The organism is Martelella sp. NC20, assembly GCF_013459645.1.
Lineage (GTDB): Bacteria > Pseudomonadota > Alphaproteobacteria > Rhizobiales > Rhizobiaceae > Martelella.
On the sequence record NZ_CP054861.1, the window covers coordinates 4,656,539 to 4,670,938 of the forward strand.

Here is a 14,400-nt window from a genome sequence, read left to right on the forward strand (position 1 = left end):
GGCATTATCACTCGCTGTCGCGCCGCCGCAGTTCGGTCTTCAGCACCTTGCCATAGGCATTCTTCGGCAGCGCATCGAGAAAACGATAGACCTTCGGGCGCTTGAAGCGGGCGATCGAGGCGAGGCAATGGGCGTCGAGTTCCGCCGCGTTGCAGGTTGCGCCGCGCGCCCTTACCACGCAGGCCACGACATCCTCGCCCCATTCCGCCGAGGGCCGGCCGATCACCGCAACCTCATCCACCGCCGGATGCGTCAGGAGCGCCTCCTCCACCTCGCGCGGATAGATGTTGGTGCCGCCGGAGATGATCACGTCCTTCGAGCGGTCATGCATGGTGACGTAGCCGTCGGCCGACATCGCGCCGCGGTCTCCGGTTCTGAGCCAGCCATCGGCAAGGGCTTCCGCGCTTGCCTCCGGCGCGTTCCAGTAGCCGGGCATGACGAGGCTTCCCTGCACCACGATCTCGCCGATTTCATCCGGCTCGGCGGGGTTGCCGTCATCGCGCAGGATATTCACCGTCACCGCCGACTGCGCCCGCCCGACCGATGCTATCCTGAGCGGCCAGTCGGGGTGATCCCGGCCGGCGATCTCGGCACGCGACAGCGCGGTAATGCCCATCGGGCATTCGCCCTGGCCGTAGATCTGCACGAATTTCGGGCCGAAATGATCGAGCGCGGCTTCGATGTCGGCGCGGTACATCGGCCCGCCGCCATAGACCACCGTGCGCAGCCCCTCGCCCCGGCTGCCGGATGCCCGGGCGGCGTGGGTGAGCCGGTGAACCATGGTCGGCGCCAGAAACGCGGTGACGGACCCATGCGCCTTGGCGATCGCGAGAAATTCATCGGCGTCGTAGCCGCCCGAGGGCGGGCAGATATGGCCCGCGCCGCGCAACACGTGGACGAGGGCATAGAGACCGGCGCCATGGCTCATCGGCGCGGCGTAAAGGGCGGCATCCCTGCCGGTCACGTCATCGACATCGGCGAGATAGCTGAGCGACATGTCGGCAAGCATGGCATGGGTTATGATCACGCCCTTGGGCCTGCCGGTGGTGCCGGAGGTGTAGAACAGCCATGCCAGTTCGCGCGGCCCGCGCTCTTGTGTGGCCATGGGCGGCATGCGGGTCGCACCGGCAAAGGTTTCGCCCGGGACCTGCAAGGTGGCCGGCGCCTCGATGCCCGCAGCCAGGCTTTCGGAAACCAGCGCCAGCGCGGCGCCCGAATGGGCGATGATCCAGTTCGCCTCCTTGGGATGGAGCTTGGCGTTGACCGGCACTGCGACGGCCCCCGCCTTCCAGATGCCGAACAGCGCGATCAGGTATTCGGGGCTGTTCTTCATGAAGATCACGACCCGGTCGCCCGGCACAACGCCCGCCTGTTCGACAAGCCAGCGGGCGAAACCGCCGGCGCGATCGTTGAACGCGGCATAATCGGCCACGGTTTCTGCGCCCATCAGCAATGCGGGGCTGGCGGGCCAGCGTTTTCCCGCGCGGTCAAGCCAGTGTGCGATATTCATGTCGCCTCCAGCACCGAGGCGTAATTGGCAACGCCGGAACCGCCCATGTTGAAGACCAGCGCGCGCTCGGCGCCGGCGCGCTGCATGGCTTCCGCCTCGCCCAAAACCTGCCGGGCGGCGATCACGTGCATCGAAACGCCGGTGGCGCCCACCGGGTGGCCCTTGGCCTTCAGCCCGCCGGAAAGATTGACCGGGAGAATGCCGTCCGCTGCGACCCAGCCCTCCTCGATCGCCCGGTGGCCCTCACCGGGCGCTGCAAGCCCCATCGCCTCGTAAGTCATCAGTTCGGCGATGGTGAAGCAGTCGTGCACCTCGGCGACGTCGATATCGCGAATGCCGAGCCCTGCCGCCTTGAGCGCCTGGCGGATCGCCCGCGCCGCACCGGTAAGTTCCGTCGAGGATCTGCGCGACATCGGCAGATAGTCGTTGACCTGCGACCGCGCCCGGATGGCAACGGCCCGCGCCGCGCCGCGCGCCGCCTCGTCACGGGTGATCACCAGCGCCGCCGCGCCATCGGAAATCAGCGAACAATCGGTGACCTTCAGCGGATCGGCGATCATCGGATTGCGATCCGAAACCTGCCGGCAAAACTCGAAATCGAGCGGCTTGTGCATCTGCGCCAGAGGGTTCGCCATCGCATTGGCGTGGTTCTTGACCGCGATCCGGGCGAGCGCATCGGTCCTGTCGCCATATTCGGCGGCATAGGCTCTTACGAAGCGGGCGAAGATTTCGGGGAAGGAAACGCCCGCCTCTTCCTTCTGAGCGGAAGCGCCGGCAAGCCCGGCGGTGACCTCCGGCGTGGTCAGATGGGTCATCTTTTCGACGCCGATCACCAGAGCGGTGTCCACCCTGCCCGCCTCGACCGCGTCGAGCGCGCCCCAGAGTGCCGCCGAGCCGGATGCGCAGGCATTTTCAAGCCGGGTCGCGGGCGTAAAGCGCAGATCGGGATCGATATCGAGCGCAAGCGAGGAGGCGAATGCATCGCCGACCATGCCGGAATTGAAATGACCGAGCCAGATACCGCCGATCTCGGCGGCGGGAACGCCGGAATGTTCCAGCGCCTCCCGCCCGGCCGAAACCAGCAATTCCGAAAGCGTCTCCGGAAGCCTTCCGAAGGGCGTATGCCCCCAACCGATGATGCGCGCCATGTCAGTCTACCTTGACGAGACGGTTGCGAAGAATGCCGATGCCCTCGACCTCAAGCTCGACGGTATCGCCCGGCGACAGGAACCGCATATGCTCCAACCCGCAGCCGTTCCCGACAGTGCCGGAGCCTAAAAACTCGCCGGGGCGCAGGGTTTCGGATGCCGAGACATGCTCGATCACCTGTTCGAAGCTCCAGAACATCGTGCCGGTATTGCCCCTTCCCCATTCCTCGCCGTTGACGCGGCAGATCATGGTCTTGTCATAGGGATTGCCGAATTCATCCGCCGTCACCAGGCATGGGCCCATCGGGTTGGCGGTGTCGAAATCCTTGCCCTTGGCGGGGCCGAGCTGGCCGCCCATCTCGGCGGTCTGGGCATCGCGCGCGGTGAAATCGTTGAAGATCGTGTAACCGAAGATATAGGGACGGGCGTCGGCAGCCTTGATGTCCTTGGCGGTTTTGCCGATATAGATCCCGAATTCCAGCTCGAAATCCATGAATTTGGAATAATGCGGCCAGATCACATCGGTTTCGTGACCGACGACGGAGAACCGGTTGGCCTTGTAGTAGATCGGCTGTTCGTAGAAGGTCTCGGGAACCGAGAGAATGCCCTTGCGGGCCATTTCCGCCTCGGCCTCTTCCGGGTCGTCGAACTGCCGGGCGCGCAGCTTGCGGGCCTGCTGGAACGCCTGTTTCAGATGGGTTTCGAAGCACAGGCAATCGCGCATCTGGATCGGCGGCTCCACGGGGGCCATCAGCCGCACGGCGCTTCTTTCCAGCATATCGCCGTTCGCGGCCGAGGCTTCCGCCTGCCGGGCGCGTTCGAGTGCCGCGTCACCGCCCTCGATCAGCGCCTGGATCGAGGCGATGGCCCCGTCGGTGGCGGCGGCAAGGTCGAGGATGCGCTCGCCGTCGCCGAGAAGAACGCCGGGGCGGCCGATGCCGTCGCCGCGATCATAAGTCACCAGTTTCATTGAATTTCCTCCCAAGAAAACATGATTTAGTTATTCGCTGTCTGGCTCCGGTCGCGATGCTTCAGACCGGCGGTCAGGACCGCGACGATATGGGTGGCCGCCGCTGACGTATCGGCCGAATCCGCCGCCCCTCCGGAAAGGCGCGCGATGCGGCCATTGTCCATCATCACGATCATCATCGCGCCGAGCATGGTCTGGTAGGCCCAGTTCACCTCGGCCTTCGTCCAATCCGGAAAACACTCCGCGATGGCGTCCAGCATCATTTCCGCCACCGGATCGAACATTTCGCGGAAAATCCCCCGCCCCTCGGAACTCGGGTCGGAAAGCTCGCGGACGAGTATACGGCCGAAGGCGCCGTCATTGGCGTTGTCGCGCAGGCCGAACATCGGCACGATCAGCGCCTTGACCACCAGTTCCACCCGCCTGTCCCAATCGGCCTCCGAACGGGCAAGCTGGAGCCCGACGATGCGCTGGTCGCGTATCGCAGGCGAGCGGGTCTCGAAGATGGCGCGGTAGAGCCCTTCCTTGGAGCCGAAATGATAGTTGATCAGAGCCACCGGCACATCCGCGCGGGCCGCGATCTTGCGCACCGTGGTCGCGTCGTAACCGTATTTTCCGAACACGGCCTCGCCGGCCGAAAGAATCTTCTCTTTCGAGGTCGGACCCTGTTTCTCCGCAGTTTTTGGCTCGTTCACTATGCTTTCCCGTCTTGAGTTGAACAAACAATAAAAAAGGTTGAACAGTTGTTCAAGTGCTATTATCCTTTTTTGTGGAGGCACCGGCAACGGTGGCAAATCAGGGAGGATTTGATGAACCGAATTATCACGACAATAGCGCTTTCAGGCGGCGTGGCACTCGCGGCCCTTTCGCCGGCCATGGCGCAGGAGACCCTGCGTCTCACCATCGCATCCGGCCATCCGGAGGTGTTCCTCTGGGTCAAGCACATGCACGACACCTTCATTCCGACGGTCAATGCCGCGCTCGCCGAAAAGGGCGACCTCCAGATCGAATGGACCGAAGCCTATGGCGGCACGCTGATGAAACTCGGCTCCGAGGCCGAGGCGCTTGAAACCGGCATTGCCGACGTCGCGATGGCCTCCGGCGTCTTCGATCCCGCCGGCATGGGCATCCTCAACATCACCTATGCGATGCCGTTCGGCCCGATCGAACCGGAAATGGTCACGTCGGCGGTCGAGGACGCGCTCTACGGAACCGAGGGCCTGATCGATCAGCTCACGGAGGAAACCGGCGTCGTCTATATCGGCGGCGGCGTGGCGATCGACGGCTACAACATTGCCGCCAAACGCCCGATCAGAACCCGCGCGGACATGGACGGCATGCGCATCGGCGGCGCCGGGCCGAACCTTGGCTGGCTCAACTCCACCGGCGCGGTCGGCGTTCAGGGCAGCTACGTCACATTCTACAACGACATCTCGACGGGGGTTTACGACGGCAATATCGGCTGGATGACCGCCAATGTGCCAGCGCGCATCTACGAGGTCGCCCCATACTGGAACCGTACCGATTTCGGCGCGATGTATATCGGCGGGCTGGGCATCGCCGAACGGGTGTGGGACGAATTCTCCGACGACACCAGGGACGCCTTCCGCAAGGGCGCGGAAGCCTATTCCAGAGCCTTTTTCGAGGAGCAGTCGGCAAAATACGCCGCCAATGAAAAGACCATGATCGAGGGCGGCGGCGAGGAAATCCGGATGGAGCCCGCCGAACGCCAGGCCTGGATCGACGAGATGGCCAATCCGCTGACCGCATGGCGCGATGCCGCCCTCGCCCGCGGCGAGCCGGTGGACGAAATGCTCGAAATCTACCGCGATACGCTTTCAGAAGATGGCTTCACCTTCCCGCGCGATTATCTCGCCCAGTAAGGCCGGCGCGGCCCGGCTTTGCCGGGCCGTCCTCAGACAATCCGGGAGAAAATCATGGCAAATGCGCGCAGCCGGCGGGGCCTGCTGCTTGGCCCCGTTGTCGCCGGGCTGAACGCCCTTGGATCGGTCTGGATCCTCGGCCTGATGTTGCTGATATGCGCCGATATCATCATGCGCGGCGTCTTCAACGCGCCGATCGCGGGCGTTGCCGAAATGGTCGCCTTTTCCATTGTCGGCATCGTGTTCCTGCAACTGGCCCACACGCTGCGCGCCGGCTCGCTGACCCGGTCCGACCTGCTGCTGATCGTCGCCGAGCGCCACAGCCCGAAGCTGAAGCAGTTTCTGCTAGCACTCTACAATCTCACCGGCGCCGCCATTCTGGCGATCGCTCTGTGGCACTTCTTTCCATCCTTCCTCAGCGCCTGGGACAGGCCGGAGCGGCACTTCATGGGCAATCCCGGCTTCTTCCAGATTCCGACATGGCCGCTCTACGGGCTGATGAGCATCGGCATGGCGGCGACCATCCTGCAATTTCTGGCGAATGCGCTCGCGGCGCTTAAGGGGGAAGACGTATGAGCGGCGTTGAAATCGCGCTCGGCTCGGTCGCGCTCATGCTGGTTCTGATCTATGCCGGGCTGCATGTCGCGATCGCGCTGATCCTGGTGAGCTTTATCGGCGTCTGGGTGCTGAAGGACAATTTCGATCTCGCCGCCAACATGCTGGTGCTGGCCTTCAAGGATTCGATCACCGATCAGCTCTTCGGCGTGGTTCCGCTGTTCGTGCTGATGGGACTGGTGGTCTCGATCTCCGGCATGGGGCGCGACACGTTCGATGTCGCCCAGCAGGCTTTCCGGCGCATTCGCGGCGGGCTCGGGGTCGCGACCGTCGCGGCCAATGCCGTGTTTGCGGCGATCACCGGCATATCGATCGCGTCGGCGGCCGTGTTCACCAAGGTTGCCGTGCCCGAGATGCGGGCCAGGGGCTACACCCCGGAATTCTCGGTCGGCGTGGTTGCCGGCTCCTCGGTGCTCGGCATGCTGATCCCGCCATCGCTGCTGTTCATCCTCTACGGCATTCTCACGGAACAATCGGTCGGCTCGCTATTTATCGCCGGCGTCCTGCCCGGCCTGCTGCTGGCGGTGACCTACAGCATCGGCATCGTCGCGATGGCGCATCTGATGCCGGGCTTCGTCGGCGGCACGGCGGCGGACGATCTTGATGCCCGGCATATGGGCTGGGGCGAGATCGCCGCCAAGCTGCTGCCGATCGCGGCATTGGTGGCGCTGGTTCTCGGCGGCATCTATGGCGGCCTGTTCACGCCGACGGAGGCGGGCGGCGCGGGTGCCGCCGGCGCGCTTCTCATCGCGATCGTCAAACGCCGCCTTTCCTGGCGGGACTTCTGGCAGGTGCTGGTCCAGACCGGCCATACGACGGCCTCGATCTGCTTCCTGATCATCGGCGCCAGTCTCTATTCCCGCATGCTCGCCTTTACCGGCATGCCGGGCTGGCTGGGCCACACCGTGCTCGAGGCCGGATTTTCGACCGAGGGCGTGGTGCTCGCCATGGTCGTGGTGATGGTGCTGCTCGGAACCATTCTCGACAGTTCCTCGATCATGCTGCTGGTGCTGCCGATCGCGGTCCCGATCCTGAACGGGCTCGGCGTCGATCTGATCTGGCTCGGCGTGATCGCGATCCTCGCCGTCGAGATCGGACTTCTGACCCCGCCCTTCGGCATCGCCGTCTATGTCATCAAATCCACACTCGGTCCGGAAAGCGACATCACGCTCGGGCAGATCTTCCGCGGCGCGGCCCCGTTCGCGCTGATGATGCTGTTCGTGCTCGCGCTGGTGTTCCTGTTTCCGGCCATCGCCACCGCGCTACTTTAGGGAGAAAAATCATGTCCGGATGGAAATATACCAAGGGTCTGCACGATCTCGGCAATGGATGCTGGGGCTATCTGGTGCCGGATGGTTCATGGGGCTGGTCCAATGCGGGGCTGATCGCCGACGGCGAGGCGACCCTGCTGGTCGACACGCTGTTCGATCTGAAATGCACCGGCGACATGCTGGCGGAAATGCGCAACGCCGTGCCGGCTTCGAAGAAAATCGGCATCCTCGTCAACACCCATGCCGATGGTGATCACACCTTCGGCAACCAGCTCGTCAAGGGCGCGCGCATCATCGGCACGGAAGGCACGGTCAGCGATTTCAACCGCTTCGACCCCAAGGTTCTGCTTGCGGTGCAAAACGATCCGAAGAAATTCGGCCGCTCGGGCGAATTCATGGCCGAATGCTTCCGTCCGTTCGATTTCTCCGGCATCGAACTGACGCCGCCGACCGAGACCTTCAAGGACCGCATGACCATCAAGGTCGGCGACAAGACGGTGGAACTGATCGAGGTCGGCCCGTCCCATTCGCTCGGAGACGCGCTGATCTACGTGCCGGAGGACAAAATTCTCTACACCGGCGACATCCTGTTTTCCGCCGGCACGCCGATCGCCTGGTACGGCCCGATCGCCCGCTGGATCGATGTCTGCAACATGGTGCTGGACATGGATGTCGAGATCATCGTCGCAGGCCACGGCCCGCTTTCGACCAAGGATGACGTCCGCAAGATGCGCGACTATCTGCTCGACATCACCGAAAAGGCCCGCCCGTTCTACGAGCAGGGCGTGGACTATCTCGACGCGGCCTACAGGATCGATCTCGGCGAATATCGCGGCTGGAACGACGCCGAACGCGTTGTCGTGACGCTGCGCACGTTGTATGACGATTTCGAGAACGCGCCGGTTCGGCCCACCCACGTGCCCATCCCCTTCTTCGAACAGATGAAGGGGATGCGCGAAAGCCTTGGCAAACCGCCGGTGCACCATGAATATTGCAGCCATGATCATCACGATCACTGAGCCCCGAGAGCGTGTCCGCTCTGTCTTGTTTGTTTTGCCGCATTTTCGCGGACGTCAGGTGAACCCGCCTGACTGCGAAATGCCCCAGGGAGACGTCCATGAAGCTGTTCCACGCGCCCGGCGCCTGTTCCGAGGGTATCGTTCTGCTGCTCGACAGAATAGGCGAGCCCTATGACATTCACGAGATCAACGTGAAAACGGGCGAGCAGCGCCAGCCCGATTACCTCGCGATCAACCCGAAGGGCAAGGTTCCCGCGTTGCTGCGCGACGACGGCAGCCTGTTGACGGAGTTTCCGGCCATCGCCTTCTGGCTTGCCCGCAAATTTCCCGAGGCCGGCCTGCTGCCGACCGATCCCGATGGCGAGGCAAGAGCTCTGGAACTGCTCGATTTCATCGTCTCGTCGCTGCATATGCGCGGCACGGCGCTGGTGCAGCGGCCAACGGCTTTCGCGCATTCCGCCGAGGCGCAGGAAGAGGTGAAGGCGATGGGTCGGCAGGCCATCGAGAAAGGGCTGGCGCAGCTTGAAAGGGAACTGGACGGCCAGAAGTTCCTGATGGGCGAACGCTTTTCCCTGCCGGATGCGGCCGCCTATTACGTGCTGAGCTGGCAGCCCAGATATCAGGTGCCGCTCGGCGAGCAGCTTGAAGCCTACTACGCCCGGCTTTCAGATCGTTCCGCTGCCTGAGCAAGCGGAAAGGAAAGAGCGACGATCGTCCCCTTTCCTTCGGCGCTTTCGATATTGATCGCGGCGGCGTGGGCGGCGGCGATGCGCGAAACCAGCGACAGCCCCATGCCTGTGCCCTTTATCCTGCTTGTATTGGAACCGCGCACCCTGGCATGAAGCACCGCGCTGATTTCGTGACTTGGTATGCCGATTCCCTGATCCTCCACCGCGATCCGGACATCGCCATCGACGATTTCGGCCGACAGCACCACCGGTCCACCGCCGGTCGGGCCTGAATATTTCACCGCATTTTCGAGAAGGTTGATTAGCGCCAGGTTGACCATATCGGCATCTACGCGGATCTCCGCCTCGGCCGCCGCCTCGGACAAATCCACGATGATCGTGGCATCCGGCATCAGGTCGCGGCTTCTGCGCGCGGCCTCGAGCGCGATCGCGCTGACCGGCGTGGGGCTTGCCTCCGGCTCCAGCGCCGAACCCTGAACCCGGCTGCGCTCCAGATTGATTTCAAGCACTTCGACCAGACGGGCGATGCCGCGTCGTATCCGCGCGATCCGCTGATGATTGGCCTTGTCATCATCTGCAAACCCCAGTTCCATGGTGTCGACACTGGACCGGATCGAGGCCAGCGGCGTGCGGTACTGGTGCGAGATCACCTCCATGAAGCGGACCTGGCTTTTCTGCTGCTCGAGTTCGGCTTCAAGCGCGGCCTCGGCGGTGCGCTTCGCCTCGGCGAGTTCGGCGGTGCGTATTTCGACCATTTCAGCCGCCCTTTGCCCGGCGCTGCGGGCGGCCTGAAGCGCCTCTTCCTGCAGGGCGGAGTTCAGGTGATGGGCAGACCTCAGCCGCCAGCTCAGCATGGCAGTAAGAAGCAGCGCCTCCAGAAGGCAGGCAATGGCGTATCCCTTGGATGCCCATTCGGGCAGACCCGGCACATTCCAGTAGTAGAGCAACATCACCGTCATTCCGACCCACAACACCAGGAAGGCTGCGGCGCGCAAATAGCTTGCCCAATCGCCTCGCCTGATCGTCATCAGCCCGTAAATGGCGGCCAGCGTGACACACGCCAGAATGAACATGTTGCGCACCGGCGCGGTATAGAGGTTGAGCCCGACGAAGATCGCAAGCGTGGAAAGGAGACCGACGCCGCCGGAGATGACGCAGACCCAATACATCCACTGGCGCGGACTGCTGAGGTCGAACGCCCGCATCGTCGTTATCGCGCCCGCCAACAGGCCGAAGGACGAAAAGAAGGCCAGGAACAGATCATTGCCTCGGCCGCCATCGGAAAACAGCAGCCGCGCGTAGCCGAGACTGCCGATATGATAGGCTGCCGCCGAGATCGTGCTGAGCGCCAGCAGAAGATAGAGCGGGTCGGGATCAAAGCGATAGAGCATGAACTGGGTAACCAGCAGCAGCGCCATGCATCCGATCACGGCACCGCCGACCGTGGAGACCATCGCCTTGTGCATCAGATAGTTCTTCGGCTGATAGAACCGGACATTCACCATCATCATGACATTGGGAGAGGTTGCGCGGATATAGATCACCTTGGGAGCGCCGGCGCCGAATTCGATCGGCACCGCATCCTCGAAACCGGAAAGGGCGCCATCAGATAGCGGCCGTCCCGCGCCCAGACCGAAATGGGTGAAATCCTCCCCCGACAGGTCGGGGCGTTCGTCTGCAACATAGACGTCAACGAACTCGACGAAGGTCGGGGTCAGCACCATGACCGCCCGCATCGCCTTTTCGGAAGAGACGGCAACCCGCAGCCATACTGCATCCTTGGTGAACTGCGCCGGTATCCCGCGACTTTTCACCGGCGTAAAGAGGGCGTCGCCCCCGATGATATCGGCCAGCGTCAAAGCCGCGGAGGGATCGGTGAAGATCGCAAATTCCGGCTCGGTAACCGCATCCGCGCGCGCAGGACCGGCGGCAGCGAGCATCACGACAACAAGCAGCAGAACCGGAAACACAAAGGGCGGAAGGCGGCAGTGATTATTCAAATGCGATTTTCTCCTTCAGATCCGGTTTTACCGGAATATCGCCTTAGAACGACACCGACAGCGCGGCGAAGGCGGCGTTCTCCGCGACGCCGCCACCGATCCGGCCATTATATCCAAGCGACAACGAGGCGCGTTGCGTCAAGGCGAAATCGAACCCGAGCGCCAGAACGGCCGCATCCCGGGCAATCGGAGCGCCCAGCACGGTGAAGCCCGCGCCGCTCTCTGCAAAGGCAAGCGAAACACCCGGATCGAGATCGCCGAATGCATGCTGCCAGCCGATCGTCGCGTTGGCTCGCAAACCGCCCTCGCCGATTGCGAAAACCCGCGCGAACCTGAGACCGATCGTCGAGAGCGTATTGGCCTGGGTCTCGTCCCCGCCCGCCAGCGCTGTCAGATCGCCGCCTTCGGAAAAGGACCCGGTCGAGGTCGCGACATAGGCAAGACCGCCGAAGGCTTCGGTCTCGAATGGCGCGGTGCCAAGGTCGAACGCCGCTTCTGCGAAGATCTGACCGGTGGTTGCGGAATAATCCGCGCTCTCGCCGGCGAAATAGCCGGGAAAGCTGATCGTCCGGTCGACGCTGACTTCGTGCCAGGACCAGCTTGCGCCGAGACTGGCGTCGAAGACGCCGAATTCTCCGCCGCCATAGGCAGCGATCGTGATGCTGTCGGCAGCGCCGGAGGCCGACTGTGAGGCCAGCTTGAAACTGTCGGAACCGTAGCCCGCGGCAATGCCGGCCCGCCCCCAATCGCTCACAGGCATGTCGAGCCCCGCCAGCATGCCGCCAACCTTGCTCTTGAGCTCGGCCGTGTTGGCTGCCCGGTCCGTGGTGGACCAATTGCCATAGCCCGCAATCCAGGCACTGGCGCCAAGTCCCGGAACGCGCGCGGCCTGCACCCTGCCCGTGGCGGAATGCATCATGCCTTCGTCCGCGTCTTTCGCCCCGTCGAGCCGCGCCTGCAGCGTATCGCGCACCACAGTGGCGCCGTTTTGCAGCGTGGTCATCGCCGAGGCGTAGATCTCGCCGGAAAGCTGGCCCGCCGCTGCCTGATACCGGCTCGCGGTCAGGTGGGTGAGCGGCAGATCGAGCACGCTTCCCGCAACGAAGACGTCAAGCGCCGCGCCCACCGCGATCTCGTTCGGCGTCAGCCCCGCCTCGGCATAAGATACGCCGCTGCGCTCCACCACGAGGACGGCATCATTCGCGCCGTAGGCAAGACCGGTGGTCAGGAACGGGTAGAGGCTGTCGGTAAACAGGCCGCCCTCCAGGGTATCATGCGTTCCGACAATCCCGCCATCGGCATGGAGGAAGACGTAGCCCGCCCCGAGATATGGCGTGAAACCGTCTTCGCCAATGGCCTCCACCGTGCCGCCGTCGAGATACGCCGTTCCGCCGACAAGCAGCAGATCGATCGCGCCGTCGGCGCCGATCTCGACCTCGCGGGTCGCGGCTGGCCCGAAATCATAATCGCCGAGAACAGTCATCGTGCCGATGGAATTGCCGGTGGCGAGCGTACCGTTGTCGCCAACGGCGAGTTGGCTGACCGTGCCGCTTCCCGAAAGCCGTCCGCTCGACGTCAGCATCCCGCTGACCGTGCCGTTGTTGACGAAATCGCCCGTGTTGGAAACATCACCGGCGATCGCGCCGGTGACGGTCGTCGTCCCGCTATTGACGACATCGCCGGCAAGGCTTCCCGACAGTTCGAAATTGCCGGACGCAAGCACCGTGACGGGGCTCGTCGAGGACCGCGTGATCACGAATGTGCCGGACTGGACAGTGGTCTGTCCGGTATAGGTGTTGGCGCCATTGAGAACGACGCGCCCCTCGCCGTTGAGAACCAGATCGCCCGGTCCGGCGAGGAAATTGTTGAATGTGGCGGTCACGCCGGAGGCCGCCGCAATCGAAGGGGTCGCGTTGGCCGCTGGATTGCCGGCATTGGTTTTCCGCAGATAGACCGGCATGTCGGTGGCGATATCGGACGAAAAATCGATCTGCCCGATCGCGGAGATGATCGGCGTGAAAACGATACCGGAACCGGCGTCGCGATTGTTGGGTCTCAACCCAAGGTAGCCGTTGGCGGGATCGAACATGTAGGTGAACTGGCGATAGAAATTCAGGCCGGTATTCAAAAAGGCATTGCCGTCATGAGCGCCGACCCATTTCAGCGGGTTCGGCGTCGCCTGACTGCAGCCGGCCGGCGGCGGCGAGCCTGCGCAACCGGCATCGTAGAGATAAGACAGCGTCACATAATCGCCGGCATCCAGCAACTGGACATGGACCGACGTCTGATCCTTCACGACATTGCCGGCGGATGTCGTGTTGTAAAAGGCGGATGGATCGCCGGTGGCCGTGTTGACGAAGGAATCAGGAACGCCGGTATCGGCAAGGAAAATCCCGGTTTGCGGCCCCGCCACCGCGCGGTCATTGGTCAGTTGCACGCCCATGGCCGCCATCGTCCAGGCGGGCTCGCCTTCCGCATCCGCTACCGGGGCAAGCTGTCCATAGGCGAAACCGCCGGTATTGTCCGGCGTCAACCCCACCGTCACCGTTACCTGCGCGCCGGGACCGCCAACGCCGCCCGAAGCAGAGGTATCCCAGTTGATGATGTAGCCCGGCTGAAAGTCCGGGCCGGCATTGTCGATATGCAGAAGCGGATTGAGGTCCTGCGAGGTCTGGCCCGCATTGTCGAGCAGGCCGGCGAGATGGGCGTATTGCGATTGATCGTTGATCAGCGACGACACCGGCATTGCCGCATTGTCCTCGCCGAGCGTGTTGCGGCCGAACCCGACGCCCATCATCGTGATCGGCGTATTCTTCGCCGTCTCGCAATCGGCCGAATTCGCGCCGCTGCCCACACACGCCTTGTAGTCGACCGCCAGAATGGGAACGGTGGCGGTCACAGTCGACCCGACGGCATCGAGGAACTCGACCTCGGCCTCGACGATATACCCCACCGCCAGAAGCCCGGTCGAATTGTAATATACCCAGCCGCGCTGGTCGGTCACCACAAGATTTTTGTTGTCGTCGAGCAGCGTGTAGTCGACCGCGATGCCGGTCGAACCGGTATCCATCAGGAATTCGAGCGGCCCGCTTGTGTGCTGATCGGATGTGCCTGGCTTGGTTTTCAGTTTAAGCGCGAATTTCAGCACTGAATCCGTGCTAGCGGAACCCGCTTCGATCGTATAGCTCGTCGTCCCTGCCCCATAGTCGGGCCAGTACTCCGCAAGCGCCGGGAGAGGTATTGCGCCGGTACCGGCTGCCAACAATCCCGCGCGCAGAAAGCGTCCGCCGCGCCC

At 63.3% G+C, this 14,400-nt stretch carries 11 protein-coding genes; 5 read left to right on the top strand and 6 right to left on the bottom strand.

The annotated features are described in order from the left end of the window. Positions 1-7 precede the first annotated feature (7 nt). The 4 genes from HQ843_RS22255 to HQ843_RS22270 are packed head-to-tail and all read right to left on the bottom strand — an operon-like array spanning position 8 to position 4,323. Positions 8-1,510, bottom strand: a complete 1,503-nt coding sequence (locus HQ843_RS22255; protein ID WP_180901149.1) for a class I adenylate-forming enzyme family protein — start codon at positions 1,508-1,510, stop codon at positions 8-10. Next, positions 1,507-2,658 (bottom strand): thiolase domain-containing protein, encoded by a 1,152-nt coding sequence (locus HQ843_RS22260; RefSeq protein WP_180901148.1) that lies wholly within the window; start codon positions 2,656-2,658, stop codon positions 1,507-1,509. The genes HQ843_RS22255 and HQ843_RS22260 overlap by 4 nt, the downstream gene beginning before the upstream one ends. Before the next feature lies 1 nt (position 2,659). Next, complete coding sequence (locus tag HQ843_RS22265; RefSeq protein ID WP_180901147.1) at positions 2,660-3,628, bottom strand: fumarylacetoacetate hydrolase family protein; 969 nt, start codon at positions 3,626-3,628, stop codon at positions 2,660-2,662. 26 nt (positions 3,629-3,654) lie between these two features. Then, positions 3,655-4,323 (bottom strand): TetR/AcrR family transcriptional regulator, encoded by a 669-nt coding sequence (locus tag HQ843_RS22270; RefSeq protein ID WP_180901146.1) that lies wholly within the window; start codon positions 4,321-4,323, stop codon positions 3,655-3,657. 114 nt (positions 4,324-4,437) lie between these two features. Between HQ843_RS22270 and HQ843_RS22275 the strand changes: the two genes are divergently transcribed. The 5 genes from HQ843_RS22275 to HQ843_RS22295 all read left to right on the top strand — a co-directional run bounded on the left by HQ843_RS22275 (position 4,438) and on the right by HQ843_RS22295 (position 9,102). Then, positions 4,438-5,511: a C4-dicarboxylate TRAP transporter substrate-binding protein gene (locus tag HQ843_RS22275; protein WP_180901145.1), complete on the top strand. Its 1,074-nt coding sequence runs from the start codon at positions 4,438-4,440 to the stop codon at positions 5,509-5,511. Positions 5,512-5,565: 54 nt separating this feature from the next. Further along, positions 5,566-6,087 carry a TRAP transporter small permease subunit gene (locus HQ843_RS22280; protein ID WP_180901144.1) on the top strand — a complete coding sequence of 174 codons (522 nt, stop codon included), beginning with the start codon at positions 5,566-5,568 and terminating at the stop codon, positions 6,085-6,087. Then, entirely contained in the window at positions 6,084-7,397 is a 1,314-nt protein-coding gene (locus tag HQ843_RS22285) for a TRAP transporter large permease (RefSeq protein ID WP_180901143.1), read from the top strand. The genes HQ843_RS22280 and HQ843_RS22285 overlap by 4 nt, the downstream gene beginning before the upstream one ends. A gap of 11 nt (positions 7,398-7,408) precedes the next feature. Further along, the gene (locus HQ843_RS22290; protein WP_180903322.1) at positions 7,409-8,416 is read left to right on the top strand and encodes an MBL fold metallo-hydrolase; all 1,008 of its coding nucleotides are present in this window, start codon (positions 7,409-7,411) and stop codon (positions 8,414-8,416) included. 98 nt (positions 8,417-8,514) lie between these two features. After that, positions 8,515-9,102 carry a glutathione S-transferase family protein gene (locus tag HQ843_RS22295; RefSeq protein WP_180901142.1) on the top strand — a complete coding sequence of 196 codons (588 nt, stop codon included), beginning with the start codon at positions 8,515-8,517 and terminating at the stop codon, positions 9,100-9,102. On the opposite strand, the gene HQ843_RS22300 is transcribed toward HQ843_RS22295, so the two are convergent. Together HQ843_RS22300 and HQ843_RS22305 are read right to left on the bottom strand one after the other, a co-directional pair. Further along, positions 9,069-11,105 carry a sensor histidine kinase gene (locus tag HQ843_RS22300; RefSeq protein WP_180903324.1) on the bottom strand — a complete coding sequence of 679 codons (2,037 nt, stop codon included), beginning with the start codon at positions 11,103-11,105 and terminating at the stop codon, positions 9,069-9,071. The two genes, HQ843_RS22295 and HQ843_RS22300, sit on opposite strands and share 34 nt — an antisense overlap. Positions 11,106-11,148: 43 nt before the next feature. Continuing rightward, positions 11,149-14,253 carry an autotransporter outer membrane beta-barrel domain-containing protein gene (locus HQ843_RS22305; protein WP_180901139.1) on the bottom strand — a complete coding sequence of 1,035 codons (3,105 nt, stop codon included), beginning with the start codon at positions 14,251-14,253 and terminating at the stop codon, positions 11,149-11,151. Positions 14,254-14,400 lie beyond the last annotated feature (147 nt).

What these genes read in the sequence shown, in the direction of transcription:
- HQ843_RS22280 (WP_180901144.1), top strand. Translation starts at nt 5,566, where the DNA reads ATGGCAAATGCGCGCAGCCGGCGGGGCCTGCTGCTTGGCCCCGTTGTC.
- HQ843_RS22275 (WP_180901145.1), top strand. Translation starts at nt 4,438, where the DNA reads ATGAACCGAATTATCACGACAATAGCGCTTTCAGGCGGCGTGGCACTC.
- HQ843_RS22295 (WP_180901142.1), top strand. Translation starts at nt 8,515, where the DNA reads ATGAAGCTGTTCCACGCGCCCGGCGCCTGTTCCGAGGGTATCGTTCTG.
- HQ843_RS22290 (WP_180903322.1), top strand. Translation starts at nt 7,409, where the DNA reads ATGTCCGGATGGAAATATACCAAGGGTCTGCACGATCTCGGCAATGGA.
- HQ843_RS22265 (WP_180901147.1), bottom strand. Translation starts at nt 3,628, where the DNA reads ATGAAACTGGTGACTTATGATCGCGGCGACGGCATCGGCCGCCCCGGC.
- HQ843_RS22260 (WP_180901148.1), bottom strand. Translation starts at nt 2,658, where the DNA reads ATGGCGCGCATCATCGGTTGGGGGCATACGCCCTTCGGAAGGCTTCCG.
- HQ843_RS22255 (WP_180901149.1), bottom strand. Translation starts at nt 1,510, where the DNA reads ATGAATATCGCACACTGGCTTGACCGCGCGGGAAAACGCTGGCCCGCC.
- HQ843_RS22285 (WP_180901143.1), top strand. Translation starts at nt 6,084, where the DNA reads ATGAGCGGCGTTGAAATCGCGCTCGGCTCGGTCGCGCTCATGCTGGTT.